30 protein-coding genes, 1 pseudogene and 1 riboswitch are annotated in these 26,808 nt (G+C 70.9%); of the genes and pseudogenes, 2 read left to right on the top strand and 29 right to left on the bottom strand.

What is annotated here, in order from left to right:
- Positions 1 to 52: 52 nt before the first annotated feature.
- The 6 genes and pseudogenes from AB0I06_RS09180 to AB0I06_RS09205 form a co-directional block, all read right to left on the bottom strand.
- Positions 53 to 855, bottom strand: a pseudogene (locus tag AB0I06_RS09180) (maleylpyruvate isomerase family mycothiol-dependent enzyme).
- Between the two features lie 25 nt (positions 856 to 880).
- Positions 881 to 1,900: an ABC transporter ATP-binding protein gene (locus tag AB0I06_RS09185; RefSeq protein WP_363118130.1), complete on the bottom strand. Its 1,020-nt coding sequence runs from the start codon at positions 1,898 to 1,900 to the stop codon at positions 881 to 883.
- Complete coding sequence (locus AB0I06_RS09190) at positions 1,900 to 3,501, bottom strand: iron ABC transporter permease (RefSeq protein WP_363118332.1); 1,602 nt, start codon at positions 3,499 to 3,501, stop codon at positions 1,900 to 1,902. Before AB0I06_RS09190 ends, AB0I06_RS09185 begins: the two co-directional genes overlap by 1 nt.
- A gap of 38 nt (positions 3,502 to 3,539) precedes the next feature.
- Positions 3,540 to 4,619: a thiamine ABC transporter substrate-binding protein gene (locus AB0I06_RS09195; protein ID WP_363118333.1), complete on the bottom strand. Its 1,080-nt coding sequence runs from the start codon at positions 4,617 to 4,619 to the stop codon at positions 3,540 to 3,542.
- Positions 4,620 to 4,701: 82 nt separating this feature from the next.
- Positions 4,702 to 4,808, bottom strand: a riboswitch (TPP riboswitch).
- A gap of 39 nt (positions 4,809 to 4,847) precedes the next feature.
- Entirely contained in the window at positions 4,848 to 5,954 is a 1,107-nt protein-coding gene (rlmN, locus tag AB0I06_RS09200) for a 23S rRNA (adenine(2503)-C(2))-methyltransferase RlmN (RefSeq protein ID WP_363118131.1), read from the bottom strand.
- A 76-nt stretch (positions 5,955 to 6,030) separates the two neighbouring features.
- Complete coding sequence (locus AB0I06_RS09205; protein WP_363118132.1) at positions 6,031 to 6,348, bottom strand: hypothetical protein; 318 nt, start codon at positions 6,346 to 6,348, stop codon at positions 6,031 to 6,033.
- Between the two features lie 130 nt (positions 6,349 to 6,478).
- Between AB0I06_RS09205 and AB0I06_RS09210 the strand changes: the two genes are divergently transcribed.
- A complete protein-coding gene (locus AB0I06_RS09210; protein ID WP_363118133.1) occupies positions 6,479 to 6,667 on the top strand; it encodes a hypothetical protein in 189 nt (62 codons plus the stop codon).
- Between the two features lie 104 nt (positions 6,668 to 6,771).
- Here AB0I06_RS09210 and AB0I06_RS09215 read toward each other — a convergent pair whose 3' ends face one another.
- From AB0I06_RS09215 to rpsB, 6 genes are all read right to left on the bottom strand, one after another.
- Positions 6,772 to 7,221 (bottom strand): SRPBCC family protein, encoded by a 450-nt coding sequence (locus AB0I06_RS09215; protein ID WP_363118134.1) that lies wholly within the window; start codon positions 7,219 to 7,221, stop codon positions 6,772 to 6,774.
- 118 nt (positions 7,222 to 7,339) lie between these two features.
- Positions 7,340 to 8,467 carry a phosphatidate cytidylyltransferase gene (locus AB0I06_RS09220; RefSeq protein ID WP_363118135.1) on the bottom strand — a complete coding sequence of 376 codons (1,128 nt, stop codon included), beginning with the start codon at positions 8,465 to 8,467 and terminating at the stop codon, positions 7,340 to 7,342.
- Positions 8,467 to 9,024 (bottom strand): ribosome recycling factor, encoded by a 558-nt coding sequence (gene frr, locus AB0I06_RS09225; RefSeq protein ID WP_363118136.1) that lies wholly within the window; start codon positions 9,022 to 9,024, stop codon positions 8,467 to 8,469. Before frr ends, AB0I06_RS09220 begins: the two co-directional genes overlap by 1 nt.
- 167 nt (positions 9,025 to 9,191) lie before the next feature.
- On the bottom strand, positions 9,192 to 9,950 hold the full coding sequence (gene pyrH, locus AB0I06_RS09230; RefSeq protein WP_363118137.1) for a UMP kinase: 759 nt from the start codon (positions 9,948 to 9,950) through the stop codon (positions 9,192 to 9,194).
- A gap of 184 nt (positions 9,951 to 10,134) precedes the next feature.
- Positions 10,135 to 10,971 carry a translation elongation factor Ts gene (gene tsf / locus AB0I06_RS09235; protein WP_031103424.1) on the bottom strand — a complete coding sequence of 279 codons (837 nt, stop codon included), beginning with the start codon at positions 10,969 to 10,971 and terminating at the stop codon, positions 10,135 to 10,137.
- Positions 10,972 to 11,157: 186 nt separating this feature from the next.
- Positions 11,158 to 12,078, bottom strand: a complete 921-nt coding sequence (gene rpsB / locus AB0I06_RS09240) for a 30S ribosomal protein S2 (protein ID WP_363118138.1) — start codon at positions 12,076 to 12,078, stop codon at positions 11,158 to 11,160.
- A gap of 273 nt (positions 12,079 to 12,351) precedes the next feature.
- On the opposite strand from rpsB, the gene AB0I06_RS09245 reads away from it, so the two are divergent.
- Entirely contained in the window at positions 12,352 to 12,921 is a 570-nt protein-coding gene (locus AB0I06_RS09245; RefSeq protein ID WP_363118139.1) for a M23 family metallopeptidase, read from the top strand.
- A gap of 430 nt (positions 12,922 to 13,351) precedes the next feature.
- Here AB0I06_RS09245 and AB0I06_RS09250 read toward each other — a convergent pair whose 3' ends face one another.
- From AB0I06_RS09250 to AB0I06_RS09330, 17 genes are all read right to left on the bottom strand, one after another.
- Positions 13,352 to 13,909, bottom strand: a complete 558-nt coding sequence (locus tag AB0I06_RS09250) for a helix-turn-helix domain-containing protein (protein WP_363118334.1) — start codon at positions 13,907 to 13,909, stop codon at positions 13,352 to 13,354.
- 93 nt (positions 13,910 to 14,002) lie between these two features.
- Positions 14,003 to 14,845, bottom strand: a complete 843-nt coding sequence (gene whiG, locus AB0I06_RS09255) for an RNA polymerase sigma factor WhiG (protein WP_363118140.1) — start codon at positions 14,843 to 14,845, stop codon at positions 14,003 to 14,005.
- 272 nt (positions 14,846 to 15,117) lie between these two features.
- Positions 15,118 to 16,278: a DNA-processing protein DprA gene (gene dprA / locus AB0I06_RS09260; RefSeq protein ID WP_363118141.1), complete on the bottom strand. Its 1,161-nt coding sequence runs from the start codon at positions 16,276 to 16,278 to the stop codon at positions 15,118 to 15,120.
- Positions 16,275 to 17,897: a YifB family Mg chelatase-like AAA ATPase gene (locus AB0I06_RS09265; protein ID WP_363118142.1), complete on the bottom strand. Its 1,623-nt coding sequence runs from the start codon at positions 17,895 to 17,897 to the stop codon at positions 16,275 to 16,277. The genes dprA and AB0I06_RS09265 overlap by 4 nt, the downstream gene beginning before the upstream one ends.
- Positions 17,898 to 18,299: a YraN family protein gene (locus AB0I06_RS09270; protein ID WP_363118143.1), complete on the bottom strand. Its 402-nt coding sequence runs from the start codon at positions 18,297 to 18,299 to the stop codon at positions 17,898 to 17,900. It abuts the gene before it with no gap.
- A 58-nt stretch (positions 18,300 to 18,357) separates the two neighbouring features.
- Positions 18,358 to 18,666: a DUF2469 domain-containing protein gene (locus tag AB0I06_RS09275; RefSeq protein WP_003993268.1), complete on the bottom strand. Its 309-nt coding sequence runs from the start codon at positions 18,664 to 18,666 to the stop codon at positions 18,358 to 18,360.
- A 56-nt stretch (positions 18,667 to 18,722) separates the two neighbouring features.
- Positions 18,723 to 19,253 (bottom strand): NUDIX hydrolase, encoded by a 531-nt coding sequence (locus AB0I06_RS09280; RefSeq protein ID WP_363118144.1) that lies wholly within the window; start codon positions 19,251 to 19,253, stop codon positions 18,723 to 18,725.
- Positions 19,243 to 20,022: a signal peptidase I gene (gene lepB / locus AB0I06_RS09285; RefSeq protein ID WP_363118145.1), complete on the bottom strand. Its 780-nt coding sequence runs from the start codon at positions 20,020 to 20,022 to the stop codon at positions 19,243 to 19,245. The genes AB0I06_RS09280 and lepB (AB0I06_RS09285) overlap by 11 nt, the downstream gene beginning before the upstream one ends.
- A gap of 51 nt (positions 20,023 to 20,073) precedes the next feature.
- Complete coding sequence (gene lepB, locus AB0I06_RS09290; RefSeq protein ID WP_363118146.1) at positions 20,074 to 21,036, bottom strand: signal peptidase I; 963 nt, start codon at positions 21,034 to 21,036, stop codon at positions 20,074 to 20,076.
- Positions 20,924 to 22,018 (bottom strand): signal peptidase I, encoded by a 1,095-nt coding sequence (gene lepB / locus AB0I06_RS09295; protein WP_363118147.1) that lies wholly within the window; start codon positions 22,016 to 22,018, stop codon positions 20,924 to 20,926. Before lepB (AB0I06_RS09295) ends, lepB (AB0I06_RS09290) begins: the two co-directional genes overlap by 113 nt.
- A complete protein-coding gene (gene lepB / locus AB0I06_RS09300) occupies positions 22,011 to 22,733 on the bottom strand; it encodes a signal peptidase I (RefSeq protein ID WP_363118148.1) in 723 nt (240 codons plus the stop codon). The genes lepB (AB0I06_RS09295) and lepB (AB0I06_RS09300) overlap by 8 nt, the downstream gene beginning before the upstream one ends.
- A 45-nt stretch (positions 22,734 to 22,778) precedes the next feature.
- Positions 22,779 to 23,129 carry a 50S ribosomal protein L19 gene (rplS, locus tag AB0I06_RS09305; protein ID WP_104781421.1) on the bottom strand — a complete coding sequence of 117 codons (351 nt, stop codon included), beginning with the start codon at positions 23,127 to 23,129 and terminating at the stop codon, positions 22,779 to 22,781.
- A gap of 135 nt (positions 23,130 to 23,264) precedes the next feature.
- Positions 23,265 to 24,098: a tRNA (guanosine(37)-N1)-methyltransferase TrmD gene (gene trmD, locus AB0I06_RS09310; protein ID WP_363118150.1), complete on the bottom strand. Its 834-nt coding sequence runs from the start codon at positions 24,096 to 24,098 to the stop codon at positions 23,265 to 23,267.
- Positions 24,098 to 24,640 (bottom strand): ribosome maturation factor RimM, encoded by a 543-nt coding sequence (gene rimM, locus AB0I06_RS09315; protein ID WP_363118151.1) that lies wholly within the window; start codon positions 24,638 to 24,640, stop codon positions 24,098 to 24,100. Before rimM ends, trmD begins: the two co-directional genes overlap by 1 nt.
- Positions 24,641 to 24,721: 81 nt before the next feature.
- Entirely contained in the window at positions 24,722 to 24,961 is a 240-nt protein-coding gene (locus AB0I06_RS09320; protein WP_003973401.1) for an RNA-binding protein, read from the bottom strand.
- A 2-nt stretch (positions 24,962 to 24,963) separates the two neighbouring features.
- Positions 24,964 to 25,383 (bottom strand): 30S ribosomal protein S16, encoded by a 420-nt coding sequence (gene rpsP, locus AB0I06_RS09325; protein WP_363118152.1) that lies wholly within the window; start codon positions 25,381 to 25,383, stop codon positions 24,964 to 24,966.
- Positions 25,384 to 25,677: 294 nt separating this feature from the next.
- Complete coding sequence (locus AB0I06_RS09330) at positions 25,678 to 26,280, bottom strand: hypothetical protein (RefSeq protein WP_283970237.1); 603 nt, start codon at positions 26,278 to 26,280, stop codon at positions 25,678 to 25,680.
- Positions 26,281 to 26,808: the final 528 nt, after the last annotated feature.

Here is a 26,808-nt window from a genome sequence, read left to right on the forward strand (position 1 = left end):
CCGCACACCCTGACGTGGCCCGTCCCCGACCGGGGGCGGGCCACGTCCCGTCTCATCCGAACGTCGCCCGCCGCAGCCAGAACTCCAGCAGCTCCCGCTCGCCCAGCACCTCCAACTCCGGTGCGTCCAGCGGCAGTCGGCGGTAGAAGGCCAGCAGGACGGAGGTGAGCGGTCCGCGCAGGGCGACCGTGGCCTTCTCGTGGCCCCGGCGCCAGGTGACACCGTCCTCGGTGAGTTCGATCAGCCACTCGGCGCCCAATCCCGGGTCGGCGCCGGTGGCGTGCAGATGGATGCTGCGGCCCGGGCCGCGCAGTTCAGCGGCCGCGTCGTGCGGCTGCGTCCGTTGCACGTACTGCACGATCTGGAGCCACTCGTCGATCGCGTCGACGGCGACCTCGGGTGCGACCTCGTACGGCAGTGCGGCCGCGAGCGTGGCGTCCGCGCGGTGCACGGTGATCTCGTGGGTCATCCGGCGGGCCCAGAACCCGGTGGTGAGCACCCCGGCCCAGCCCCACACCGTGGTGCCCGGGCCCGCTTCCCGCAGGGTGGCGACCACCTGTTCGCCCGCCTCCGCCAGCCAGGCGTCCAGCGCCGCGGCGTCCCCCCGCGTCCCGGGCCCGTCCACAGCCGGCACCCGCTCCGCCGGCACCTCCTCCTGGGCCCGGGTGCGCACCAGGAGTTCCACCCAGCGCAAGGCGCCGCCCAGGTGCCGGACGAGGTCCTCCAGCGACCAGTCCGGGCAGGTCGGCACCGTGGCGGACAGGTCGGCACCCGAGGTCACCACCGACCTCAACTGGCGGACCTGGTGGGCGGGATTTCGTCGCAGTAGCGGTCGTGAGGGAGCAGCAGCGTCATGCCCCGCACCCTAGGCCGCGGCGGATCAGCCGAGCACCACGATTTCAGCCGCGTCGAACTCCATCCCGACCTCGTCCCCCGGCTCCGGGGCATCCCGCAGCGCGCACGCCGCCTCCAGGCGGGGGGCGTCCCGGGGCTGGAGGTGGACGGCGACGTGGGTGCCCTTGAAGGTGCGCGCGGTCACCGTGCAGCGCAGCCCCGAGCCGGCGGGCACCAGACGCACTCCGGCGGGGCGCACGAGCAGCGTGCGCGTGCCCTGCGGGGCCCCTTCGGGCACCGGCACCTTGCCCCACGGCGTGTCCGCGGCCTCCGCCCCGACCGTGGCCTCGACCACGTTCTCGAAGCCCAGGAAGCGGGCGACGAACGCGTCGGCGGGCCGTTGCCACACCTCAAGTGGCGTACCGGACTGGGCGATCCGCCCGTCCCGCATCACCACGACCCGGTCGGCCAGCGCGAAGGCCTCCCCCTGGTCGTGCGTCACGGCGAGCACGGTCGTTCCCAACCGGCCGAACAGCTCCTTCAGTTCGACGACCAGCCGCTCCCGCAGCGACCGGTCCAGCTGCCCCAGCGGCTCGTCCAGCATCAGCAGCCGGGGGCTCGGCGCCAGCGCCCGGGCCAGCGCCACCCGCTGCTGCTCCCCGCCGGACAGCCCGGCGACGGCCCGGCGGCCCGCGCCCGGCAGCCCCACCAGGTCCAGCAACTCCCGCACCCGCTCGGCCTGCCGCCGCTTGGCCTCACCGCGCATCCGCAGCCCGAAGGCCACGTTCGCGCCCACGTCCCGCTGCGGGAACAGCTGGTGGTCCTGGAACATCAGCCCGACCCCGCGCCGGTGCGCCGGCACGCCCGCCTGGTCACGCCCGTCGAGCACCACCCGCCCCGCGTCGAGGGGCTGGAGCCCGGCCACCGCCCGCAGCAGGGTCGACTTGCCGCTGCCGCTGGGCCCGAGCACACACACGACCTCGTGCTCGGCGACCTCCAGATCGACGGCGTCCAGCACGGCACGCCCGCCGAAACGGACCGTCGCGCCCTCCAGGGCCAGCAGCATCAGAACTCCCCCGTCCGGTCCGTGCGCAGCCGCTCCAGCACCAGCAGGGCCACGGCGCACACCACCATCAGAATCGTCGAAAGGGCCATCGCCTGGCCGTAGTTGAGGTCCCCGGGCCGCCCCAGCAGCCGCGCCACGGCCACCGGCAGCGTCGGCCGGTCGGGCCGTGCGATGAACACCGTCGCGCCGAACTCCCCGAGCGACACGGCGAAGGCGAACCCGGCCGCGATCAGCAGCGCCCGCCGCACCATCGGCAGGTCCACCTCCCGCCACACCCGCCAGGGCGAGGCCCCGAGCACCGAGGCGGCCTCCCTCAGCCGCGTGTCCACGGCGCGCAGCACCGGCAGCATGGTGCGGACGACGAACGGCACCCCCACCAGCGCCTGGGCGAGCGGCACGAGGATCCACGAGGACCGCAGATCCAGCGGCGGCTCGTCGAGGGAGATCAGGAACCCGAAGCCGACGGTCACCGCGGACACCCCGAGCGGCAGCATCAGCAGCGCGTCGAAGCCGCGCACGAACCGCCCGGCGTCCCGGCGGGTGAGCGCGACCGCGGCGAGCCCGCCGATCACCACGGCGATGAGCGTGGCGGCCACCGCGTACGACAGGGAGTTGCCGATCGCCTCGATGGGCGGGACCAGGAACACTCCCCCGTCCTCACGGGTCAGCGCCCGGTAGTAGCCGAGGTCCGGCGCGCCCAGGGACCGCTGGACCAGCACGGCGAGCGGCAGCACGAGCAGCACGGCGACGGTGGCGAGCACCCCGCCCAGCAGTGCCCACTGCCCCGCGCCGCGCGGCCCGCGCGCGGTCACGGACGCGTCCACCAGCCGCAGCGCGGTCTCCCGCCGGCGCACGGTCCAGGCGTGCACCGCGAGGATCGCCCCCACCGCCACGAACTGGATCATGGTGAGTACGGCCGCGGTGGACAGGTCGAAGATCTCGGACGTCTGCCGGTAGATCTCCACCTCCAGGGTGGAGAACGTGGGCCCGCCGAGGATCTGCACGACACCGAAGGAGGTGAACGTGAACAGGAAGACCATGAGCGCGGCGGCGGCCACGGCCGGGCAGAGGGCGGGCAGGGTGACCTGCCGCCAGGCCTTCAGCGGGGACGCGCCGAGCATCCGGGCGGCCTCCTCCTGTCGCGGGTCGAGCTGCGCCCAGAGTCCGCCGACGGTACGGACGACGACCGCGTAGTTGAAGAAGACGTGCGCGAGCAGGATCGCCCACACGGTGGTGTCCAGGCGCAGGCCCCACAGCTCGTCGAGCAGCCCGCCTCGCCCGACCAGCGCCAGGAACGCCGTGCCGACGACGACCGTCGGCAGCACGAACGGGACGGTCACGACCGCCCGCAGGACCTGCTTGCCGGGGAAGTCGAGGCGCGCGAAGACGTACGCGCCGGGCAGCGCCACGAGCAGCGTGAGCGCGGTGGAGACGAGTGCCTGCCAGGTGGTGAACCACAGCACGTGCCGCACGTCGGACTGCGCCAGCACCTCCCCGATCCGCCCGAGGTGCCAGGTCCCGCCGGTCTTCAGACCACGGGCGACGATCGCGGCGACGGGGTAGGCGAAGAAGACGGCGAAGAACGCGACGGGCACGGCCAGGAGACCGAGCCGCGCCGCGCTCCCGCGCCTGGTGCGGACTACTTCAGTACGAGTGAGGTCCACGACTTGACCCACTGGTCACGGTGGTCGGCGATCTTCGCCGGGTCCATGGTCTCGGGGTCCTTCGCCTGCGGCCCGTACGTCACGAACTCCGGCGGCACCTGGGCGCCCTCGCGCACCGGGTACACGAACATGTTCATGGGCATGTCCTCCTGGAACCGCTTGCTGAGCAGGAAGTCCAGGAACGCCTTGCCGCCCTTGGCGTTCTTCGCGTTGGCGAGCAGCCCGGCGTACTCGACCTGCCGGAAGCAGGTGCCGTCGGCGACGCCGGTCGGGGCGGTGCCCGGCTTCGGGTCGGCGAAGACGACCTCGGCGGGCGGCGAGGAGGCGTACGACACGACGAGCGGCCGGTCGCCCTTGGCCTTCTTGCCGCCGGCAGAGCCGGAGAACTCCTCGTTGTAGGCCTGCTCCCAGCCGTCGACGACCTTCACGCCGTTGGCCTTGAGCTTCTTCCAGTACCCCTCCCAGCCCTGGTCGCCGTACTTGGCGGCGGTGCCGAGCAGGAAGCCGAGGCCGGGCGAGGAGGCGGAGGCGTTCTCGGTCACGAGCAGGTTCTTGTACTGCGGCTTGACGAGATCGTCGAAGCTCCGCGGCGGCTTCAGCTTGTGATCGGCGAAGTACTTCTTGTCGTAGTTGACGCAGATGTCGCCGGTGTCGACGGGCGTGACCCGGTGCTTGTCCTGGTCGACCCGGTACGCGGCCTTGACCTGCTCGGACCCCTTCGCCTCGTACGACTGGAACAGCCCGTTGTCGAGGGCTCGCGAGAGCAGGGTGTTGTCGACACCGAAGAAGACGTCGCCCTGCGGGTTGTCCTTGGTCAGGATGGCCTTGTTGACGGCCTGCCCGGCGTCGCCGTCCTTCAGCACCCGGACCTTGTAGCCGGACTGCTTCTCGAAGGCGGCGATGACGTCCTTGGACGCCGCCCACGAGTCGTGACTGACGAGCGTGACGGTCTTGGAGTCGCCGGACCCCTGACCGCCGTCGGACGACCCGCACGCGGCGAGCGTGCCGGCCATGCCCAGCCCGACGACCGCCGCCGTCAGCCGCTTTGCGTTGATGCTCACTGGATTCCTCCTGGAGTGACCAGGAGAAGACGCGGCCCTGCCCGGGACTTACGGGGTCCCGGGCAGGGCGCAACAGCTCGAGTGGTGACCGATCTCCCTACCCAGAATGACCTGGGCCAGGTTCGGAGGGTCTGCGGCCGTGTGCCGCACTCTCAGCGCTGTGGCGCTCCCCTGTCGGAATGTGCAGATGTCGAATATGCAGGTGTGCTTACGACGGTCAGACTACCGTTCGGTGGCCGCGAGCTGACCACACGCCCCGTCGATCTCCTGACCACGGGTGTCCCGGATCGTCACCGGCACACCATGGGCGGCGATGGCCTCCACGAACGCCTTCTCGTCCTCGGGCCGGGAGGCGGTCCACTTGGACCCGGGGGTCGGGTTCAGCGGGATCAGGTTGACGTGCACCGGCCTGCCCTTGAGCAACCGGCCGAGCCGGTCACCGCGCCAGGCCTGGTCGTTGATGTCCCTGATCAGCGCGTACTCGATCGACAGCCGGCGTCCCGACTTGGCGCTGTACTCGAAGCCGGCGTCCAGCACCTCGCGGACCTTCCACCGGGTGTTCACCGGGACGAGGGTGTCGCGCAGCTCGTCGTCGGGGGCGTGCAGCGAGATGGCGAGGCGGCACTTGAAGCCCTCGTCGGAGAACCGGTGGATGGCCGGGACGAGCCCGACCGTCGAGACGGTGATGCCGCGCTGGGAGAGGCCCACCCCGTCGGGCTCGGGGTCGGTGAGCCGCCGGATGGCACCGGCGACCCGGTTGTAGTTGGCGAGCGGCTCGCCCATGCCCATGAAGACGATGTTACTGAGCCGCGCCGGCCCCCCGGGCACCTCCCCGTCCCGGAGGGCGCGCATGCCGTCCACGATCTGGTGCACGATCTCTGCGGTGGACAGATTCCGGTCCAGCCCCGCCTGCCCGGTCGCACAGAACGGGCAGTTCATCCCGCACCCGGCCTGCGAGCTGATGCACATGGTCACCCGGTCCGGGTACCGCATCAGCACGGACTCGACGAGCGTCCCGTCGAACAACCGCCACAGCGTCTTGCGGGTGGTGCCCTCGTCGGTCGACAGATGCCGCACGACGGTCATCAGCTCGGGCAGCAGCGCCTCCCGCAGCCGCTCCCGGGACCCGGCGGGGATGTCGGTCCACTGCTCCGGATCATGCGCGTACCGCGCGAAGTAGTGCTGCGAGAGCTGCTTGGCACGAAACGGCTTCTCCCCGGCCGCGACGACGGCCTCCTTGCGCTCGGCAGGAGTGAGATCGGCGAGGTGCCGCGGCGGCTTCTTGGCTCCGCGGGGGGCTACGAAAGTGAGTTCTCCGGGCTTCGGCATAACCCTCCCAGTGTCGCAGATCCACTCGGGTGACCCGCAGCCGTCGGTCGCTACGGCTGCCGTCAGGCTCGGGCGATCACTCCGGGGCTCCTTGCCACTCGTCGAGCCGGACCCTGACCTGGTGGTTGCGGTCGTCGTGCCAGTAGACCTCACCACTGGTCGAGGCCTCGAGGGCCGGAAGGTCCATCCCCAGCGGCATGCGCGTGATCTCCGCCAGCGCTATGGCGTCCGGCACACCGTCCATACGAATGAAGACCCCGAAGGGCCGGCGACCGATGACCACTCCGGTGATCTTGCTCCCGACAGGCAGGGCCGCGACCGTCGCCCCCCAGCCCGCCCGCACCGCGTCCCTGGCCGGCATTTCGAGGCTCGCGGCCCATCCGTACTCGTCCATTGCCAGATCATGACGCAGCAAGCGCTGAGGAGTCGGCCTGTGCAGCAGCAGCCCCTGAGAGCGTTTGGAGGCTGGAAGCGGGGACTGCCTGGCAGGATGGGCCGATCATCACAAGAAGCGGGGGTCGAGCATGCTCGTGCTCATATTGTCGGTCGTCGTCCTGCTCGTCATCGGCGGCAGTGTCTGCGTGTTCTGGACAGCCCGGGGTGACGCCCCGCGCTGGGCGCGTGGCGTGGCCAAGGCCACGCTGCTCGGCAGTGAACTGGCCCGCAGCGCGAGCCGGAGTCCCCGCTCACAGCAGAGCGGCGAGGACGACTAGGCGTCCCCGCCGCGCGGACCCACACGGCTTGGGCGAGGGCCGGGCCTAGGGCTGGAAGTTCCCTCGGCGGCGCTGATCCGAGCCGAGCCGCCGGAGTAGACGCCTTACCCGCCCGTCTGCTCCAGCCGGTCCTTGAGGAGCTGCTCGTTGCGTGGGAGCTCCTTGCGGACCTGGGGGCGTACGACGAGGGGGACCAGGACCTTGCCCATGCCGTGGCCCTCGAAGTCGATGTCGATCGTGACGTGCGAGCGGCGGCCCTCGTCGTAGGGCTCGACCTCGCCGTGCACCTGGGCCCGGACGGGTCCGTCGACGCCGCGCATGCCCCAGCTGCGGGGCGGGTCGTACTCGGTGACCTCCATGGTCATCGGCATCACACGGCTGCCGACGTGCCGGGTCACCCGGACCTTGGTGCCCACCCCGACCGGCCCTTCGTCGAGGCGCTCCGCCGATACGGCGCTCAGCTGCCACTCCGGCATGTGCCCGGCGTCCATGACGTACTGGTAGACCTCCTCGGGGCGGCGGTCGACGTCGATGCTCTCTCGGATGATGGCCATGATGGCCTCCTTTGGGAGGTACATCTGCATCGTCCCACTTGGCCCCCCCGGGCGTCTCCCCGGACGGCAGCGAGCCCCTGCCCGGCGGGGCAGGGGCTCGCCGACCGGGCCGGACGGCTCAGCCGGATCCCACGAAGAGCACGAGCAGCAGCCACACCACCGGAGCCGTGGGCAGCAGCGAGTCGAGCCGGTCCATGATGCCGCCGTGGCCCGGCAGCAGCGTGCCCATGTCCTTGATGCCGAGGTCCCGCTTGATCATGGACTCGCCGAGGTCGCCGAGCGTGGCGGTGACCGCGACCGCGAGGCCCAGCACCAGGCCCTGCCACCAGACCCCGTCGTCGATGAGGAACTGCGTGCACAGGGCCCCCGCGACCATGGCGAAGGACACCGCGCCGAGCAGGCCCTCCCGGGTCTTGCCGGGGCTGATGCGCGGGGCGAGCTTGTGCCGGCCGAACCGCCAGCCGACGGCGTACGCCCCGGTGTCGCTGACGACCGTGAGCAGCAGGAAGGTGAGCACCCGCTGCGGCCCGTCGTCCGCGGTCAGCATCATCGCGACGAAGGTCGCCAGGAACGGCACGTAGAACGCCGCGAAGACGCCCGCGGTGACGTCCCTCAGGTAGCCCTCGGGCGGTTCCGTCATGCGCCAGACCAGGACGGCCAGTGCCGTGAGCGCCATCGCCACCCACGCGCCCTCGGCGCCACGGACGTACCCGGCGACGATCATCGCGGCACCGCCGAGCGCGAGCGGCACCAGAGGAGCCCGGATGCCCTTGCGTTCCTCCAGCCGCTTGGTCAGCTCCCACAGGCCCACCACCACGGCCACCGCGACGACGCCGACGAACACGGCCTTGACGACGAACAGCGACGCGACGATCACCGCGCCGAGCCCGACACCGACCCCTATCGCGGCACTCAGGTCGCGCCCCGCGCTCTTCTTCGGCGGCTTGGGCGCCGGCTGCGAGGCGTCGGGCATGGGCTCCGGATTCGTGTCGTTTCGGACCGGGGGGCCGCTCAGCCGAGCGGCCCCCCGGTCGTCATCCTGGTTTCCGCCGAATTCGGTCACGTCGGGCACGATGGGCATGGGGCGAGTCTGAGGCGCTTCATACGCATCGTATGCGGGACCCGCCGGAGCGGCCCCCTGGACGTGCCCGTGGCCCGCGCCCTGGACGTGCCCCTGACCATGCCCGTGGTCAGGAGGCCCCCAGTAGCCGGCCTGTGGCGGCGCCCCCCAGGAAGAGTCGTTCATCAGACCTCGAGCAGCTCCGCTTCCTTGTGCTTCAGGAGCTCGTCCACCTGCGCGACGTACTTCGCGGTGGTGTCGTCGAGCTCCTTCTCCGCACGGCGGCCCTCGTCCTCGCCGACCTCGCCATCCTTGATCATCTTGTCGATGGTGTCCTTGGCCTTGCGGCGCACGGAGCGGATGGAGACCTTGGCGTCCTCACCCTTGCTCTTGGCCACCTTGATGTACTCCCGGCGGCGCTCCTCGGTCAGCTCGGGGAACACCACCCGGATGATGTTGCCGTCGTTGCTCGGGTTGACGCCCAGGTCGGAGTCGCGGATGGCCTGCTCGATGTTGCGCAGCGCGCTCTTGTCGAACGGGGTCACCACGGCCATGCGCGGCTCGGGCACCGAGAACGAGGCCAGCTGGTTGATCGGGGTCGGCGCGCCGTAGTAGTCGGCCACGATCTTGTTGAACATCGCCGGGTGCGCACGGCCGGTGCGGATCGCGGCGAAGTCCTCCTTGGCGACCACGACGGCCTTCTCCATCTTCTCCTCGGCCTCGAGGAGGGTCTCTTCGATCACCACTTGCTCCTGCGTGTCTTGAGTAGGCCCGGCTGCGGTTCCATGTGGGGCGGCGGCCGGCTGCGTCGCGTCTTCTTCCTGCACGGTTCCCGACCGGCGGGACATTGTCCATCCCCCGGCCCGGCTCCGTCCCGTCCGTCCCCCGGACGGGGTTGTTCTCGGGAAACTCAGTCCCGGCTGCCGGGGTCCCCCACCAGCGTGCCGATCTTCTCACCCTTGACGGCGCGTGCGATGTTGCCCTCCGCCAGCAGCTCGAAGACCACGATCGGGAGCTTGTTGTCGCGGCACAGCGTCACGGCCGTGGCGTCGGCGACCTTCAGGTCGCGCGTGATGACCTCGCCGTAGCCGAGGTGATCGAACTTCACCGCGTCCGGGTTGGTCTTCGGGTCGGAGTCGTAGACCCCGTCCACGCCGTTCTTGCCCATCAGCAGCGCCTCGGCGTCGATCTCCAGGGCGCGCTGGGCGGCGGTGGTGTCGGTGGAGAAGTACGGCATGCCCATACCGGCGCCGAAGATGACCACACGGCCCTTCTCCAGGTGCCGTACGGCGCGCAGCGGGATGTACGGCTCGGCGACCTGCCCCATGGTGATGGCGGACTGCACACGGCATTCCACGCCCACCTTCTCCAGGAAGTCCTGGAGGGCGAGGCAGTTCATGACCGTGCCGAGCATGCCCATGTAGTCGGAGCGGGCCCGGTCCATGCCGCGCTGCTGGAGTTCGGCACCGCGGAAGAAGTTGCCGCCGCCGATGACGACCGCGATCTGGGCGCCGTCGCGCACGACGGCCGCGATCTCGCGGGCGATCTTGTGCACCACGTCGGGGTCGACGCCAAGGCCGCCGCCACCGGAGAAGGCCTCTCCGGACAGCTTCAGCAGAAACCGGCCGCGTACTTTGCCGTCGTCGCTCTTCTGGGCCTTGGTGGTCATGGGGGATCCCGCCTCTTTCACGTGTTGCACATACCGAAGAGGCCATTGCCGGTGGGGCGTGGTTCGCATCCCATACGGCAATGGCCTCCTCGTCAGATCTGCTGTCGTCCGCCACCCATGTGACGGCGTACGCGGACGACTGCTGTCGACCCTATAGGGGTCGGGCGTCGAGCGCGGTACGGACTCAGATGCCGACCTTGATGCGCGTGAAGCGCTTCAGGGTGACACCGGCCTCGTCCAGGACCTTCTGGACGGACTTCTTGTTGTCGAGCGCGTACGGCTGGCCGAGCAGCGTGGCGTCCTTGAAGAAGCCGTTGAGGCGACCCTCGACGATCTTCGGCAGGGCGGCCTCGGGCTTGCCCTCGGCGCGGGTGGTCTCCTCGGCGACGCGGCGCTCGGACTCGACGACCTCGGCCGGCACGTCCTCCTTGGAGAGGTACTTCGGCGCGAAGGCGGCGATGTGCTGGGCGACGCCCTTGGCGATCTCCGCGTTCGGCTTGTCCAGCTCGACGAGGACACCGATCTGCGGGGGCAGGTCGGGCATCGTGCGGTGCATGTACGCGGTCACGAAGCCGTCGGCGTACTGCGCGAAGCGGTCCAGGACGATCTTCTCGCCCAGGTTGGCGTTGGCCTCGTCCACGAACGCCTGGACGGTCTTGCCGGCCTCGATCTCGGAGGCGAGCAGGGCCTCGAGGTCGGCCGGGGAGGTCTTCGCGACGTGCTCGGCGATGGTCTTGGCCACGGCCTGGAACTTGTCACCCTTGGCGACGAAGTCCGTCTCGCACTTCAGCTCGACCAGGACACCGGAGGAGTTGTCGTCGGCGATGATCGAGACGACGGCACCGTTCTCGGCGGAGCGGCCCTCGCGCTTGGCGACGCCCTTCTGGCCCTTGATGCGGAGCGCCTCGACGGCCTTCTCGACGTTGCCCTCGGCCTCGTCCAGCGCCTTCTTGCAGTCCATCATGCCGGCGCCCGTGAGCTCACGGAGCTTCTTGACGTCGGCGGCGGTGTAGTTCGCCATGAGTCTGTGAATCTCTCTCGAAGTCTGGAAGATCGACGATCTGCGGATCCTGCGGTCGCGCCCTCATGGAGCCTGAGGGCGCTGTCCTTCCGCTGACCTACGGGTGAACGGCGGGAGCGGACTTCACCGCGCCGAGGGCGCTGGTGGATGCAGTACCGCTCCCGCCGTCACCACGGGACTGACGGGTCAGGCCTGCTCGGCCTCGGCCGGCTTCTCGCCCTCGGCCGGAGCCTCGGCCTCGGCGGCCGGAGCAGCCTCGGCCGGAGCAGCCTCGGCGGCGGGGGCGGCCTCAGCCGGAGCGGCGTCGGCGGCGGGGGCGGCCTCGTCGGCCTTCTTCTCGCCCTCGAGCAGGTCACGCTCCCACTCGGCCAGCGGCTCGCCCGCGGCCTTCTCGCCCTTGCCCTCGGTGGCGACACCGCTGCGGGAGATGAGGCCCTCGGCGACGGCGTCGGCGATGACGCGGGTGAGCAGGGTGACGGAGCGGATCGCGTCGTCGTTGCCCGGGATCTTGTAGTCGACCTCGTCGGGGTCGCAGTTGGTGTCGAGGATCGCGACGACCGGGATGTTCAGCTTCCGGGCCTCACCAACGGCGATGTGCTCCTTCTTGGTGTCCACGATCCAGACGGCGCTGGGCACCTTCTGCATCTCGCGGATACCGCCGAGGGTCTTCTCCAGCTTGGCCTTCTCGCGCGAGAGCACGAGAAGCTCCTTCTTGGTCAGACCGGACGCGGCGACGTCCTCGAAGTCGATCTGCTCGAGCTCCTTGAGGCGCTGCAGACGCTTGTAGACGGTCGAGAAGTTGGTGAGCATGCCGCCCAGCCAGCGCTGGTTGACGTAGGGCATGCCGACGCGGGTGGCCTGCTCGGCGATGGCCTCCTGCGCCTGCTTCTTCGTGCCGACGAACATGACCGTGCCGCCGTGGGCGACGGTCTCCTTGACGAACTCGTAGGCGCGGTCGATGTATGACAGCGACTGGAGCAGGTCGATGATGTAGATGCCGTTGCGCTCCGTGAAGATGAAGCGCTTCATCTTCGGGTTCCAACGACGGGTCTGGTGACCGAAGTGGACGCCGCTCTCCAGCAGCTCCCGCATCGTGACGACGGCCATGGCCGTATCTCCTTGATTTTCTCGGTTGTGCCGCGGATGCCGGACGGCTTCCGCGCCTGACGCCCACTGCGCGCCGTTCCACGAGGGACCGAGGGACGCTGATACGGGCCCGTTGCCGGGGTCCGTATCGGGGCGTGCGAAGTCGACCCGATGACTCGGATCGCCACCAGAAGTGTACGGGACCCGTGGAGTGCCGGGTGACGCCGTTGTCCACAAGCGGGCGACGGCCCACAGCCCTGAGCGGCGATGCGGGGACTCCGGGACGCTGTCCGCATGCGAGCGAACCGATGTGCGCGGGTCTGTACCCGGCTGATGCTGCTGCTGATCGTCACGGCGACGGCCCTGCTGGCCCCGCCACCACCACTGTTCGCGGCGGACGCGCCCGCGGCCGACGCCACCGTGCCGACGATCGGCCGGGCCTGGCCCGTCGGTCTCCGTCCCCCTGTCCTGCGGGGCTGGAAGCCCCCGGCGACCGTCTACGGCCCCGGCCACCGGGGTGTGGATCTCGCGGCCCCCGCGGGAACACCCGTGCGGGCGGTGACCGCGGGCCGTGTCTCCTTCGCGGGCCGTGTGGCAGGCAAGGGAGTCGTCTCGGTGGACCTCACGGACACGGGCGATCCGCCGCTGCGCACGACCTACGAACCGGTGACGGCCTCGGTCGAAGAGGGCCGGGAGGTGGAACCGGGCGAGGTGATCGGCACGGTGGACGCGAGCGGCTCGCACTGCACGGCCACCTGCGTGCACTGGGGCCTGCGGCGCGGCGAGACGTACCTGAACCCGCTGTCCCTCCTACCCCCATGGCTCCTGCACAGGGGCCCGTCGAGACTCCTCCCGCTCGCCTAGCCGCAGGCGTGCCCGCCACTCCGCCGCACGGGGCTGGGGGCGGGGCCACGCGATACCGGCTCGGGGCAGCACGGGCCGGTGGGCAGGTGGCCACGACGGCGCGCCACCGCGTTCGCCGCCACCGCGTCCCGGACGTGCACCAGGTCCCTGCCGCTGCCGTCCGTCCTCGAACACCCGCGGGGCCTCGCCCACTGCCATACGCACGGACCGGCCGGCGCGCACGGCCCGAGACGCCGACTCGGAGCCGCACAGGCCAGCGGGGGCCGCGACGACGACTGCCGTGCGCCCGGGCCGCTGAGCCGACTCTCGTCAGCCGGTTCTTCCGCAAAGGCCTTCGCGCCCGCCCTGGATGCACAACCTGGATGCACAAGAGGACGGATCGGACGCACAGGACCACGAGGCCGCCTGAAACGGCCGACGCACCCCGCCCTCAGCCCCGTACACCCCGCAGAGCCATGGACACAGCCGCGTCGGTGATGGCGGCCGGTTCCTCCGCCGCCCCCAGCTCGATCCTCCGCACCGCCGCGTCCACGACACCCTGGAGCAGCATCGCCGCCAGCCTGGGCTGCGCGTGCCCCAGCTCGCCCAGCGCCTCGACGATCATGGCGATCAGCCCGCCGTGCGCCGCGCGGATCTTCTCCCGCGCCCCCGCGTCGAGTTCACTCGCGGAGATCGCGACGACGGCCCGGTGCCGGCGGTCGCCGACCAGCTCCAGCTGCTGCCGCACATACGCCTCGACCTTGGCCTCGGCCGTCTCCGCCCGCTCCATCGCCGCCGACACCTCCGCCGCCCAGACCGGGAAGTCGACCGCGCACAGCTCCTCGACCACGGCCGCGCGGGAGCGGAAGTACTCGTAGACGGACGATCGCGCGAGGCCCGTCCGCTCGGCGAGGGCCGGGAAGGTCAGCGCCTCCGTACCGCCCTCGGACAACAAGGAACGAGCCGCGTCCAGCAGGGCGGCTCGCTGCATCGACCGGTGCTCGGCCACGGAGGCCGCTCGAATCCTTGGCACGTCAACACTCTACGGACGAGCCCCGCCCGACGGGAGTGGTTGCTGCCGACCCGAGGGTGTCCGGCCAGGTCAGCGACCGAAGCTCGCCAGTTTCGCTCTCAGCTGGAGGACCGATTTGGTGTGGATCTGGCTGACCCGGCTCTCGGTCACGCCCAGCACGTTCCCGATCTCGGCCAGGGTGAGGCCCTCGTAGTAGTACAGCGTGACCACGGTCTTCTCCCTGTCGGGCAGGGTGTTGATCGCCCGCGCCAGGAACGTCCGCAGCTCCCGGTCCTCGGCGACCTCGACGGGGTTGTCGGCGGTGGTGTCCTCCAGCGTGTCCAGCACATTGAGCCCGTCGCCGGCCTCACCGCTGCCGTGCAGCAACTCCTCCAGGGCGACCACGTTGGCCAGCGACAACTGGCTGAACACGGCGTGGAGTTCCTCGACGGCGATGCCCATCTCGGAGGCCACCTCGCCCTCGGACGGCGTCCGCCGCAGCCGCGCCTCCAGCGTGGTGTACGCACGCTCCACGTTGCGCGCCTTCTGGCGCACCGAGCGGGGGATCCAGTCCAGCGCCCGGAGTTCGTCGATCATGGCGCCGCGGATCCGGGTGATCGCGTACGTCTCGAACTTGATCTGCCGGTCGATGTCGAACTTCTCGATCGCGTCGATCAGCCCGAACACCCCGGACGAGACAAAGTCCGCCTGCTCGACGTTGGACGGCAGGCCCACACTGACCCGTCCCGCGACGTACTTCACGAGGGGTGAGTAGTGCAGGATCAGTTGCTCCCGCAGCCGCTCGTCCCCCGTCGCCTTGTACGACCGCCACAGCTCGTCGAGCGTCGAGGGAGCGGGCGGCCGCACGCTGCCACCGTCACGGGCGGCTGGGGGGATCGCCGCCCGGTCGGACCCGGAGGTGTGCTGGGGCATTCGTCGCCTTGTGCCGTTCTGCTGCGCAGGGGTGCTGCTGGGGTGAGCTGTCTGTCTGATGTCGAGTTGCCTGTCCGTGTCGGGATCCTCGTGAGCGTAGCGTGACTGCGGAGTCGCGGTGCGCGAAGGGCGGCGGTCGAGGCGGGCGCAGATACGTTCCTCAGGACGCCTCTCCGGGGTGGGCCGGTCGCTCCGCGTGATCACCCGAGAGGCCCAACTGAGCGCATTTCCAAGGGTTGTCGGGGTTCCCCCGGACGGCCGAACACAGACGGTCAACACGGCCCGCGGCCGTCGCGGACCGACATCACCGCCTGGCGTGTCAACTTCCAGCCGTCGCCGTGTCGTTCGACGTAACCGAGTGCTCGGAGTTCGTACAGTCTCGCGATCGCGTCGTCCTGCGCCGTCTGGGCGGAGCGGGCGATCTCGTCCGGCCGGGCCGCCCCACGCCCCGGCAGCGCGGCGAGCACCTGCCGGGCGGCCGGTTCCAGCAGGTCCCGGGGCAGGACCGGGCCGCGCCGGTCGGGCGCCAGCTCACCGATGTCACCTACCAGTTCGACGACGTCCGCGACGTCGGTGACCAGGGATGCCTCCCCGCGCAGCAGATCGTGCACTCCGGCGGAGAGCCCGCTGGTGGCCGGGCCCGGCACGCCCATCGTGTGCCGGCGGAGGCGCTGCGCCGCCCGTGCGGTGACCAGGGAACCGCTGCGGTGGGCGGCTTCGACGACCACGGTGCCGCGGGTGAGCGCCGCGATCACTCGGTTCCGCAGGATGAACCGGCTCGGGGTCGGGTGCTCGCCGGGCGGCAGCTCGCCGATCACCAGGCCCTGTTCCGCGATCCTGCCGATCAACCGGGTGTGGCCGCGCGGGTAGGGCCGGTCGACACCGCAGGCGAGGACGGCGACGGTGGCCCCGCCGGCACCGAGCGCCCCGCGGTGGGCGGCGCCGTCGACTCCGTAGGCGCCGCCGGACACCACCACCCAGCCCTGCTCGGCGAGCCCGGCGGCGAGGGTCGCGGCCATGTGGGCCCCGTACTCGGTACAGGCCCGGGCGCCGACCACGGCGACCGATCTCAGTGCCCACATGCGCAGGCTGGGCCGCCCGCGCACCCACAACCCGAGGGGGCGGGCGTCCCCGAGATCGTCCAGCTGCCCCGGCCACTCCGCCCCCGCGGGGCTCACGAACCGCACTCCGGCGTCCCGGGCGGTCTCCAGATCCCGGCGTGGCCGGGCCGCCTCGGCTCTGGCCACCAGCCCGGCCCACCGCTTCGCGCTCACCCCGGGCAGCGCGGCCCGGTCCTCCCTCAGCCTCCGCACCACCTCCCTGACCCCGAACTCCCGTACCCACCTCCCGCCGGTCTCGTCTCCGGGCTCGATGACCCGGGTGAGCAGGACGCGGTCGAGCAGCTCGGCGTCCGGTGCGTCGGTGAGGGTCATGTCAGCGCCCCGAGGGCCATGGGGACGCCTCGCGGCACTCCGGTGCGCAGCTGGAGCGCGAGGGCCACGTCCGTCGCGTCGGGCCGGTCATGGCCGACGAGGTCGGCGACCGTCCAGGCCACGCGCAGGACGCGGTCGAGTCCCCGGGCGGTCAGGACGCCCCGTTCCAGGTTCCGCTCGGCCTCGTCCATCGCTCCTGGCATCGCGTGCCAGCGACTGCGCAGCTCCCGGCCGGGCACCTCGCTGTTCGTGCGCCAGGGGGTGCCGGCGAGGCGCTCCGCGGCCCGCCCCCGGGCCGCCCGCACCCGGTCGGCGACCGCCGCGGTCGCCTCTCCCCGGGCGCCGGCGGTGAGCTGTGCGCGGGTGACACGGTCCACCTCGACGCGCAGGTCGACCCGGTCGAGCAGCGGCCCGGACAGCCGGGCCTGGTAGCGGCGGACCGCCGAGGGCGGGCACTCGCACAGGTCGTCCCGCTGGGAGAACCGGCCGCACGGGCAGGGGTTCGCCGCGAGGACCATCAGGAACTTCGCAGGGAAGCGCACGACTCCCGCACTGCGCGCGATCACCACGTGCCCCGCCTCCAGCGGCTGCCGCAGGGCGTCCAGGGCCTGGCTGTTGAATTCCGGTGTCTCGTCCAGGAACAGCACGCCGCGATGGGACAGCGACACCGCCCCGGGCCGCGCGATGCCCGGGCCGCCGCCGACGAGTGCCTGCATCGTGGCGGAGTGGTGCGGGGCGCAGTAGGGGGCGACGTCGATCAGCGGCTTGCCCGGGGGCAGCAGGCCGGCCACCGAGTGGACCGCGGTGACCTCCAGCGACTCCTGCCGGCCGAGCCGGGGCAGGATGGCCGGCAGCCGCTCCGCGAGCATCGTCTTGCCGGCACCGGGCGGCCCCTCGAGGAAGAGGTGGTGCCCGCCCGCCGCTGCCACTTCCACGGCCGTACGGGCCGAGGTCTGGCCGACGACGTCCGCCAGGTCGTGACCGTGGTCGTGCTGGGCCGCGCCGACGCTGTGCATACCCGTGGCGGCGCCGGTGCCCGGCACGCGCAGCCCGGCCATGAGCGGGTCCGGGCGGCCCTGCTCGTCGCGCTCCTCGTCCGGCACGGGCTCGTCGGCCAGGACGGCGATCAGCTGCCGCAGACTGCGGACGCCCAGCACCGACACCCCCGGCACGAGGGACGCCTCGGCGGCGGCGCACTCGGGCACCACCACCTGCTCGTAGCCCGCGTCGGCCGCCGCCAGCACCGCGGGCAGCACGCCCCGCACCGGCCGCACCCGCCCGTCCAGCCCCAGCTCGCCGATCATCACGATGTCGGCCAGGACCCGCGGGTCGATGCGCTCCGCCGCGCCGAGGACGGCTGCCGCGACGGCCAGATCGAAGCCGCTGCCCGACTTGGGCACCGAGGCCGGGCTCAGCCCGACCGTGAGTTTCTTCTGGGGCCAGGCGGCGCCCGAGTTGACGACCGCGGCGCGCACCCGGTCCTTGCTCTCGGTGAGGCTCTTGTCGGGCAGTCCCACCAGCGTGAAGGCCGCGACGCCGGGTTCGAGGTCGGCCTGGACCTCGACGACCACGCCTTCGACACCGACCAGTGCCACCGAACACGTACGGGCGAATGCCATTCAGGCCACCCCCCGCACATGCTCGACGACGGCGGCGCCGCGGGCCGGCAGCAGCACCCCGACCACGTCGATGCGGACGCCGCCGGGCGGCGCGCCCCCGTGTGCCTGGATCCACCGCTCGGCGAGGTCACGCAGCCGCTCCGCCTTCTGCGGGGTCACGGCGGCCATCGGATGCTCGAAGGGACTCTCCCTGCGGGTCTTCACCTCGCAGACGACCAGGACGTCCCCGTCCCTGGCCACGATGTCGATCTCGCCGGCGCGGCCGGAGCGCCAGTTGCGCTCGATGACCGTCAGACCGGCCTCGGCCAGCCGTCGTGCGGCCAGGCTCTCCCCGTACCTGCCCATGGCGCTGCGGGCCAGATGTGCGTTCATGTCGGCACCACCTCCGGCGCCAACGATCACGCAGCCGCCCCCAAGAAGTGGATCTTGGTGGGCGACTCAGCGATTGTGGATAACTCCGTCACCCACTCGGCAGCTCCAGATCGCTCTTGTTCAGCTCCTCGATGTTCACGTCCTTGAACGTGAGGACCCGAACCTGCTTCACGAACCGTGCCGGCCGGTACATGTCCCACACCCAGGCATCCGCCATGGAGACCTCGAAGAACACCTCACCCTGGACCGAGTGCACCTGCATCTCGTAGTCGTTGGTCAGGTAGAAACGCCGCTCGGTCTCGATCACGTATTTGAACAGACCGACGACATCGCGGTACTCCCGGTAGAGCTTCAGCTCCATCTCGGTCTCGTACTTCTCGAGGTCCTCGGCGCTCATGGCATGTTCCCCTTCAGCCGTGCGATCCCCCCATTGTGCGCCAGTCCCGTGAGCCCCTAGACGATTTCCGGGTCAAGGATGACGGGCCTGGCCGGGGGACCTTCGTCGAGCAGCGTGCGCAGCAGCCCGGCGAGTCTGGTCGGATACACCGTCTCATGTGCCCGGCTCAGTTCCGGACACGTCCACCAGCGCGCTCCGGCGACACTGCGCCGTTCCAGCTCGGTCAGCCCCGTGGCGGCGACCGCCGTGCGGTCCGTACGGGCCAGGTAGTACCACTCGTCCTGGTCCCAGCGGCGGCCGGCGAACGGGAAGGAGCACCTGCGCCGCCACAGCACCGGACCGAGCTCGACCTCGGCCTCGGTGATGCCCGTCTCTTCGGCGAGTTCCCGCAGAGCCGCCTGTCGACGGGTCTCGGCGCCCTCCACTCCCCCGCCGGGCGTGAACCACCAGTCGTCGGCCGGATCGTCCGGCTCGTGCCCGTGCAGCAGCAGGATGCGGTCCTGCGGGTCGAGCAGCACGACCCGGGCGACCTTGCGCAGCCCGCCCTCGTGGGGGTCCTGGCCGGCTGCCACGGCCTCAGCGGACACCCGCGGGCTCCGTGCTCTCCCGTCGGGCCCGGGCGGCCCCGGTGCGCTTGGCGATGGGCCCGTAGGCGCCTCCGCCGAGCACGAGCACGGCACCGGCGATCACGAGGAGGACGATCGTTTGCAGCGGTCCGGGCGAGGAGAGGGTGCCGAGGGCCTCGAAGCCGGTGGGGCGCTCCAGCATGCCCTTCATCGGCCACACGACGGAGTCGACGCGGGCGTCCACGGCGGAACGCGCCACCGTGCCGCTGGCGGCGTCGGTCAGATGGGCGGTGGAGTCGACGGAGTTCCCCCGCTCGTCGCCGAGCAGGAAGAGCCGGCCCTTTGGGACGGTCACGGTCGGGAAATTGCTCATCTCGGCCGGTGTGCCCTTGGGCAGGTACGTTTCGTCGATCTCCTTGCCGTTGACCTTCAGCCTGCCGTCCTGGCAGCAGGAGACCGTGTCACCGCCGACCGCGACCACACGCTTGACCATGGGCGCGTTGGCCCAGGTCGCGTCCTTGAAGACGACGACGTCACCGCGGCGCACCTCGGCGCCGTCGACGCGCTGCGCCAGGATCCGGTCGCCCGCGTCGATCGTCGGGGTCATCGAGCTGGTGGGGACCGTGTACGGCCGGTAGACCACCGCTCCCCAGGCGAAACCGCCCAGGAACAGCACGAGGCCCAGTGCGACGGCCAGCCCGGACAACCGCTGTCCGGTCCGGCTGCCCACCGGGCCCGTGCTCGGGCCACCGCTGCGCGGGGCCGTGTGCGTCATGCTCTCGCCACCCATGGGTCCGCACCCTACCCGGGGGTACCGGCCGGGGTCAGCCCATGGCCGGGATCACTGCTTGCGGCGACGCCACCACACCACCGGCACCATACCGGCCAGGGCCAGGCCCTGCGGCGCGACGGGCAGCCCGCCGACGGCCGGCTGGGCGTTCAGCCCGGACTGGTCGAAGGTGTCCGGCACCGGCAGGGTCGCCCACCGGTTGATCGGCCAGGCGACGACGACGGCGCGTCCGACGACGTCCTTCACCGGGACCATGCCGTGGTGCTTGTCGGCCTGGTTGTAGCGCGAGTCCCGCGAGTTCTGCCGGTGGTCGCCCATGACCCAGATGTAGCCCTCGGGGACCTTCACCTTGAACACGCCGCCCTGGTCGTCCTGGCTGCACGGCGTGTTCCCGGCGTAGACGTAGTCCTGCTCGTTCAGCGCCTTGCCGTTGACCGTGAGCGGGCCGGTGCCCTTGCACTGGATGGTGTCGCCGCCGACGCCGATGACGCGCTTGATGAGGTCCTTCTCCTCGGCGGACGGCATGAGGCCGATCCAGCTGAGGAAGGCCTGAAGGGCGTTCGGGTCCGTGGTCGGCTCGCCCGCCAGCCAGTTGTCCGGGTCGTGGAAGACCACGACTTCGCCGCGCTCGGGCTCGGAGCCGAACCAGGGGGTGAGCTTGTCGACCAGGACGCGGTCACCCTGCTGGAGGGTGTTCTGCATCGAGTCGGACGGGATGGAGAAGGCCTGCACCAGGAACGTCTTGATCAGCAGCGCCAGTACCAGCGCGATACCGATCAGGATCGGCAGCTCCTTCCAGAAGGAGCGCGGCTTCTTGGGTGTCCGGGCCGTACCGCCCGGTCCCTGGCCCTCGGCTGTCGTGTCCTCGCTCGTCACCCTGTCGCCCTCGGCTGCCCCGGAGTCACTCCCGGGGGTCACGGCGCTGTCCGCGGCCGGGACGGCGGATTCCGCGGGACGTCCGCGATGCTCCTCGCCATCGTGTCCGGACCGTGCGCCAACCGCCACATCCCCCACGCCAACTCCTCACTCTCTGCCGCCGCCTGCCACCGATGCGGCGCAGGCCCACCACTCCCATAACGAGCGGGAGTTCCGCAGGGGTCGGGAGCTGGATCGTTCCGTTCGCATCGTAGGGGGCAACCCTATGCGACAGTTCGGGAGCAGCGGTCGACCCGGTGGCCGAGTCGGACACGGAGGCATACGTATTCGGCTCCTCCAGCATGTTCCAGTGGCCGAAGGGCCAGGCGATGACCATGGCGCGGCCCACCACCTCGTCCTCGGAGACCGTGCCCCCGTAGTCGGTGTCCTGGTGGGCGCGCGAGTCCGCGGAGTTGTTCCGGTGGTCGCCCATCACCCACAACCGCCCCTGCGGGACGGTGATGTCGAACGGCGTGTCCGACGGGGCTGCCCCGGGGTAGAGGTAGTCCTCGTTCAGCGGGACGCCGTTGACGGTGACACGCCCTTGCGTGTCACAGCACTTGACCCGGTCGCCGCCGACGCCGACGACCCGCTTGATGAGGTCCTTCTCGTTCTCGGACGGCAGCAGGCCGATGAAGGTGAGCCCTTCCTTGACCTGCTTGACGACGACGGGGTCGGACTTCTGCGTGGTGGGCTGCTCGTCCCGGAGCCAGCCGCCGGGGTCCTTGAAGACGACGACGTCCCCGCGCTGCGGCCTGGAGCCGAACCACGGGGTGAGCTTGTCGACCAGGACGCGGTCGCCGATCTGGATCGTCTGCTCCATGGAGCCGGACGGGATGACGAAGGCCTGGACGAGGAAGGTCTTCAGCACGAGCGCTATCAGGACGGCGACGCCGACGAGGAGCGGTATCTCCTTGACGGCACCGCGCCTGCGACGCCGCTTGACCTTGCGCTGGAGTTTGCGGCGCTCGGCACGGGTACGGCCGCTCCCTGACGGTCCGGCGGCGCGCCGGGCGCCGGTGGGCAGCAGGTTCTCGGCGGGGCCCGCAGGGACGCCGCGCGGTTTGCCGCGGTTACCCATGGGCGCCCTCCCCGGCGGCGGGCACACGCGCGTAGGCGGTGGGCCGGTGCAGCCGGATGGCGTGGCCGAAGGGCCAGACGATCCCGTCGGCGCGGCCGATCACCTCGCCCACGGGGATCATGCCGCCGCCGGGCGAGCCCAGGTGGTCGCGGGAGTCGCTGGAGTCGCTGCGGTGGTCGCCGAGGACGAACAGGGTGCCGTCGGGCACGACGACGTCGAAGGGCACCGCGGACGGGCTGTCGCCATGGTGCAGGAAGCCCGACTCGTCGACCGGCCGCCCGTTCACCTGGATCCTCCCCTCGCTGTCGCAGCAGACCACGTGGTCTCCCCCCACACCGACAACGCGTTTGATGTAGTCCGCGTGCCCGAAGTACCCGGTCCCGTCGAACACCACGATGTCTCCCCGCTGCGGCGCGGCACCGAAACGGTACGCCAACCTATTTACGAGAACCCGGTCGCCGATCCTCAACGCGGGCTCCATGGATCCGCTGGGGATCTGGAACGGGCGCAGCACGAAGGTGCTGAGCAGCAGCAGGAAGACCAGGCAGACCAGCAGGGTGAGGGTGATGCGGCCGCCCGGGACCCAGGAGCCGGCCCGCGCCACCAACGCGAAACGCGACCGGTCCTCCGGCCCCGCGGCCTCCGAGGTCGTCGCCTCGGAACCGGAAGGGCGGGAGGAGCGGTCGCGCTCCGTCGGCTGTGCTTCGGTGTCCATCGGAGCCAGATGCTATCCGGCCCCGGCGCGAACCCCGGAAAGCGCTCAGTTCTCGCGCTTCTCCTTGATCTTCGCGGCCTTGCCGCGCAGCTCACGGAGGTAGTACAGCTTGGCGCGGCGGACGTCACCCTTGGTGACGAGCTCGATCTTCTCGACGATCGGGGTGTGCACCGGGAAGGTGCGCTCGACGCCGACGGAGAAGGAGACCTTGCGGACCGTGAAGGTCTCGCGCACGCCGGAACCCTGGCGGCGGATCACGACGCCCTTGAACTGCTGCACACGGGAGCGGTTGCCCTCGATGACGCGGACGTGCACGTTGACGGTGTCACCCGGACGGAAGGCGGGGACGTCGTCGCGCAGCGACGCGGAGTCGACGGTGTCGAGCAGGTGAGACATTTCGTCTGCTTTCCTCGCTGATGCCACAGGTCATCAACGGAAACTAGGTGTTTCGGGATCAGGTGTGTGCGGGTCGGACGGACGTCGTCTCCCCCTGTGGCAGGGGCGCACGCCGGACGGACGCACAACAGCTGGCTATTCTTCCACGCCGTCGGTCCTGCGCCAAAATCGGCCGTACGGCTCCCCCGCCGGGTCCGGGGCCCAGCCCAGGATGGAGAGCATCTCGCGGTCCTTCTTGTCGAAGGCCTTGGGGTCGCAGCGCTCGATGAGGTCGGGCCGGTGGGCGGTGGTGCGCTTGAGGGCCTCGTCGCGGCGCCAGCGGGCGATCTTGCCGTGGTGGCCGCTGAGCAGCACGTCGGGGATGTCCCGGCCGCGCCACTCGGGCGGCTTGGTGTAGACGGGCCCCTCCAGGAGGTTCGCCATGGCGCCGGGCGCGAAGGAGTCGTCGCGGTGGGACTCGGCGTTGCCGAGGACGCCCGGCAGCAGCCGCGCCACGGCCTCGGTGACGACCAGGACGGCCGCTTCGCCGCCGGCCAGGACGTAGTCGCCGATGGACACCTCGTGGACGGGCATCCGGGTCGCGTACTCGTCGACGACGCGCCGGTCGATGCCCTCGTAGCGGGCCGGCGTGAAGATCAGCCAGGGACGCTCGGAGAGGTGGACGGCGAGGTCCTGGGTGAAGGGGCGGCCGCTGGGCGTGGGCACGATCAGGGTGGGCTCCCGGGAGCCCTTCTCGTAGCCGTCGGCCAGGACGGAGTCCAGTGCGTCCCCCCACGGCTCGGTCTTCATGACCATGCCGGGGCCGCCGCCGTAAGGGGTGTCGTCGACGGTGTTGTGACGGTCGTAGGTCCAGGAGCGCAGGTCGTGGACGTGCACGTCGAGCTGTCCACGCGCGCGTGCCTTGCCGACGAGGGAGACGTTCAGCGGTTCCAGGTACTCCGGGAAGATCGTGACGACGTCGAGGCGCATCAGGATTCGTCCCGGCTGGAGGCGATCTCGGCGCGGTCGTCGATCAGGCCCGGGGGCGGGGTGATGACGGCCTTCTGCTCCTCCAGGTCGATCTCGGCGACGATCTCCTCGACGAAGGGGATCATCACCTCACTGCCGTCGGGGCGCTCCACGATGAACAGGTCCTGGGTGGGCAGGTGGGAGATCTCCGTGATGCGGCCGACCTCGGTGCCGTCGACGGTGACCACGTCGAGGTCCATGAGCTGGTGGTCGTAGTACTCGTCCTCGCCCTCGGGCAGTTCCTCCGGGTCGATCTCCGCGATGAGGAGGATGTTGCGCAGGGCTTCGGCGCCGGTGCGGTCGCTGACGCCCTCGAAGCGCAGCAGGAGGCGGCCGCTGTGGACGCGGCCCGTCTCGATGGTGAGGGGCCCCGCGGAGGCGGGGTCGGTGGCGAGCACGGCACCGGGGGCGAGCCTCAGCTCGGGCTCGTCGGTCCGTACCTCGACGGTGACCTCACCCTTGATGCCATGGGCACGGCCGATCCGTGCGACTACCAGCTGCACGTGTCCAAGTCTCCTGTCATACAGCGACGGGCCGGGGACGGCCCTCAGGCCTTCCCCGGCCCGAGCCGGTTGCGATAAGCGTCAGCGGACGTGATCCACGTCGACCAGGTCGACGCGGACACCGCGACCGCCGATGGCGCCCACGACGGTACGCAGGGCGCGTGCGGTGCGGCCGTTGCGGCCGATCACCTTGCCGAGGTCGTCCGGGTGAACCCGGACCTCGAGCACGCGACCGCGACGCAGGTTGCGCGAGGCGACCTGCACATCGTCAGGGTTGTCGACGATGCCCTTCACGAGGTGCTCGAGAGCCTCCTCGAGCATGCTCAGGCCTCGGTCGAAGCGGACTCAGCGGCAGCGTCGTCCTTCTTCTCAGCCTTCTTCTTCTGGGTGATCGCCTCACCCTTGCCCTCGTCGTCGCCGCCGATCGCCTCGAACGACGGACGCGCGGCCTTCTCGGGCTGCGTCAGGAGCGGGGCCGGAGCCGGCTCGCCCTTGAACTTCTGCCAGTCGCCGGTCTTCTTGAGGATGGCGAGCACGGGCTCGGTCGGCTGCGCGCCGACACCCAGCCAGTACGCGACACGGTCCGCGTCGACCTCGATGACCGACGGGTTGTACGTCGGGTGGTACTTGCCGATCTCCTCGATCGCACGGCCGTCACGACGGGTGCGGGAGTCGGCGACGACGATGCGGTAGTGAGGCGAACGGATCTTGCCCAGACGCTTCAGCTTGATCTTGACTGCCACGGGAGTGGGTTCTCCTGGATTTGACGTGGTTGGGCACGGCGAGAATGCCGCGTGGGGTTGCGGTACCCGAGTGCCCGATGGACGCGTCAGCCGGAGGCGAGAGGGTTCCTGTGCGGCTGTCGAGTACAGCTAGCCATTGTGCCACACCCCGAGGGCCCCTCCGGGCCGGGGGCGGGAACCGTCGTCCGGGCACGCCGACGGCGCACCCGGCGTGGCGGTGAGGCACGACGGGTGCGCGTCATGGTCCGAGCCCTGCGCCGCAGACCGGCAGCCACGAGATGCCGGTGGGGGGCGTCAGCTCGCGACCGCTCCCACGACGTCCGGGATCCGGAACGGCTTGCCGCAGCCGCCGCAGACGATGGGGGCCTGGGCGAGGACCGAGGGGACGACCCGGACGTTGCGGCCGCAGTCACACACCGCCTTGACGCGGACTCCGCCGCCGGAGGAGCCGTGACGGGCGGCCGGGCCCCGGAAGGTGCGGGAGGTGTCGGAGGAGGTCGCGGCGGTGTGGGCCTTCAGGGCGCGCTGGAGGCGCTCCATGGTCGGGCGGTAGCGGCGCTTCGCCTCGGGGGTGAGCGTGACCAGGGAGAAACCGCTGCTGGGATGCGGTTCCTCGGGGTGGTCCAGGCCCAGCTCCTCGGCGATCGCGAGGAATCTGCGGTTGTGGTAGCGGCCGGCACGGGAGGTGTCGCGGACGCCGCGCGCGGCGGCGATGCCATGGACTGCCTCATGGAGCAGTCGCTCGAAGGAGAGTTCGTGACCGCACGCGGACGACGACTCCCCGATCAGGGACTCTGGCGCGGCAAGGTCGGGCAGCTCGGGGTGGTACCGCTGAATGTCGGCCCACGCCTGTGCCAGCTCTGCGGCGAGAACAGGTGGTGTCTGTGTCGTGCTCACGTAATGACAACGAGCCGGGGTGCCCCAGTGTTCCGATTCCGGGCCATCCCAAATAATTTGCACGTACCCGTCAGTTGCCTCTGATGCGTCCCGACGAGGGCGGGTGCGCTGATCTGTGGAGAAGCCTCACAGCTCACCACAAGGTGGTGCGTACTTCTCGCTACGCGCCGGCGCGTAGGCCGACTGCGCGCGCCGGGGCGGCGGGAGTCCGCCGGGACGCAAGAGGCGTTCCGGTCACCTTGTGCCCCGCCGCGAATGCGCGCGGCCTGTCTCGGTAAGCGCGTGCCACGACCGCGACGTTACCGGGCGCCTCCCCGTCGTCCGGCACCGGCCCGTCCTCGGCGACCGGACACCGTACGGTCACCGCGTGATCGGCCGGCCCGGTTACCGGAATGTGAAATCTCGCCATAGGCACATGACATCTCACAAGCCCTGCCGCATTCCACTGGACGGCGGGTCGAGGGGGGAGTTTCCTGGCATACGGGGGGAGTGCGAGCGCACTGTCACGGGGGCCATGGAATCGGGCAA

The sequence above is a fragment of the Streptomyces sp. NPDC050674 genome (genome assembly GCF_040654575.1).
Classification (GTDB): domain Bacteria; phylum Actinomycetota; class Actinomycetes; order Streptomycetales; family Streptomycetaceae; genus Streptomyces.

Coding starts and splice junctions, on each gene's coding strand:
- AB0I06_RS09185 (WP_363118130.1), bottom strand. CDS start 1,900: ATGCTGCTGGCCCTGGAGGGCGCGACGGTCCGTTTCGGCGGGCGTGCC.
- rlmN (WP_363118131.1), bottom strand. CDS start 5,954: ATGCCGAAGCCCGGAGAACTCACTTTCGTAGCCCCCCGCGGAGCCAAG.
- AB0I06_RS09205 (WP_363118132.1), bottom strand. CDS start 6,348: ATGGACGAGTACGGATGGGCCGCGAGCCTCGAAATGCCGGCCAGGGAC.
- AB0I06_RS09210 (WP_363118133.1), top strand. CDS start 6,479: ATGCTCGTGCTCATATTGTCGGTCGTCGTCCTGCTCGTCATCGGCGGC.
- AB0I06_RS09215 (WP_363118134.1), bottom strand. CDS start 7,221: ATGGCCATCATCCGAGAGAGCATCGACGTCGACCGCCGCCCCGAGGAG.
- AB0I06_RS09220 (WP_363118135.1), bottom strand. CDS start 8,467: ATGAACGACTCTTCCTGGGGGGCGCCGCCACAGGCCGGCTACTGGGGG.
- pyrH (WP_363118137.1), bottom strand. CDS start 9,950: ATGACCACCAAGGCCCAGAAGAGCGACGACGGCAAAGTACGCGGCCGG.
- tsf (WP_031103424.1), bottom strand. CDS start 10,971: ATGGCGAACTACACCGCCGCCGACGTCAAGAAGCTCCGTGAGCTCACG.
- rpsB (WP_363118138.1), bottom strand. CDS start 12,078: ATGGCCGTCGTCACGATGCGGGAGCTGCTGGAGAGCGGCGTCCACTTC.
- AB0I06_RS09245 (WP_363118139.1), top strand. CDS start 12,352: ATGCGAGCGAACCGATGTGCGCGGGTCTGTACCCGGCTGATGCTGCTG.
- whiG (WP_363118140.1), bottom strand. CDS start 14,845: ATGCCCCAGCACACCTCCGGGTCCGACCGGGCGGCGATCCCCCCAGCC.
- dprA (WP_363118141.1), bottom strand. CDS start 16,278: ATGACCCTCACCGACGCACCGGACGCCGAGCTGCTCGACCGCGTCCTG.
- AB0I06_RS09265 (WP_363118142.1), bottom strand. CDS start 17,897: ATGGCATTCGCCCGTACGTGTTCGGTGGCACTGGTCGGTGTCGAAGGC.
- AB0I06_RS09275 (WP_003993268.1), bottom strand. CDS start 18,666: ATGAGCGCCGAGGACCTCGAGAAGTACGAGACCGAGATGGAGCTGAAG.
- lepB (WP_363118145.1), bottom strand. CDS start 20,022: ATGGGTGGCGAGAGCATGACGCACACGGCCCCGCGCAGCGGTGGCCCG.
- lepB (WP_363118147.1), bottom strand. CDS start 22,018: ATGGGTAACCGCGGCAAACCGCGCGGCGTCCCTGCGGGCCCCGCCGAG.
- lepB (WP_363118148.1), bottom strand. CDS start 22,733: ATGGACACCGAAGCACAGCCGACGGAGCGCGACCGCTCCTCCCGCCCT.
- rplS (WP_104781421.1), bottom strand. CDS start 23,129: ATGTCTCACCTGCTCGACACCGTCGACTCCGCGTCGCTGCGCGACGAC.
- trmD (WP_363118150.1), bottom strand. CDS start 24,098: ATGCGCCTCGACGTCGTCACGATCTTCCCGGAGTACCTGGAACCGCTG.
- AB0I06_RS09320 (WP_003973401.1), bottom strand. CDS start 24,961: ATGCTCGAGGAGGCTCTCGAGCACCTCGTGAAGGGCATCGTCGACAAC.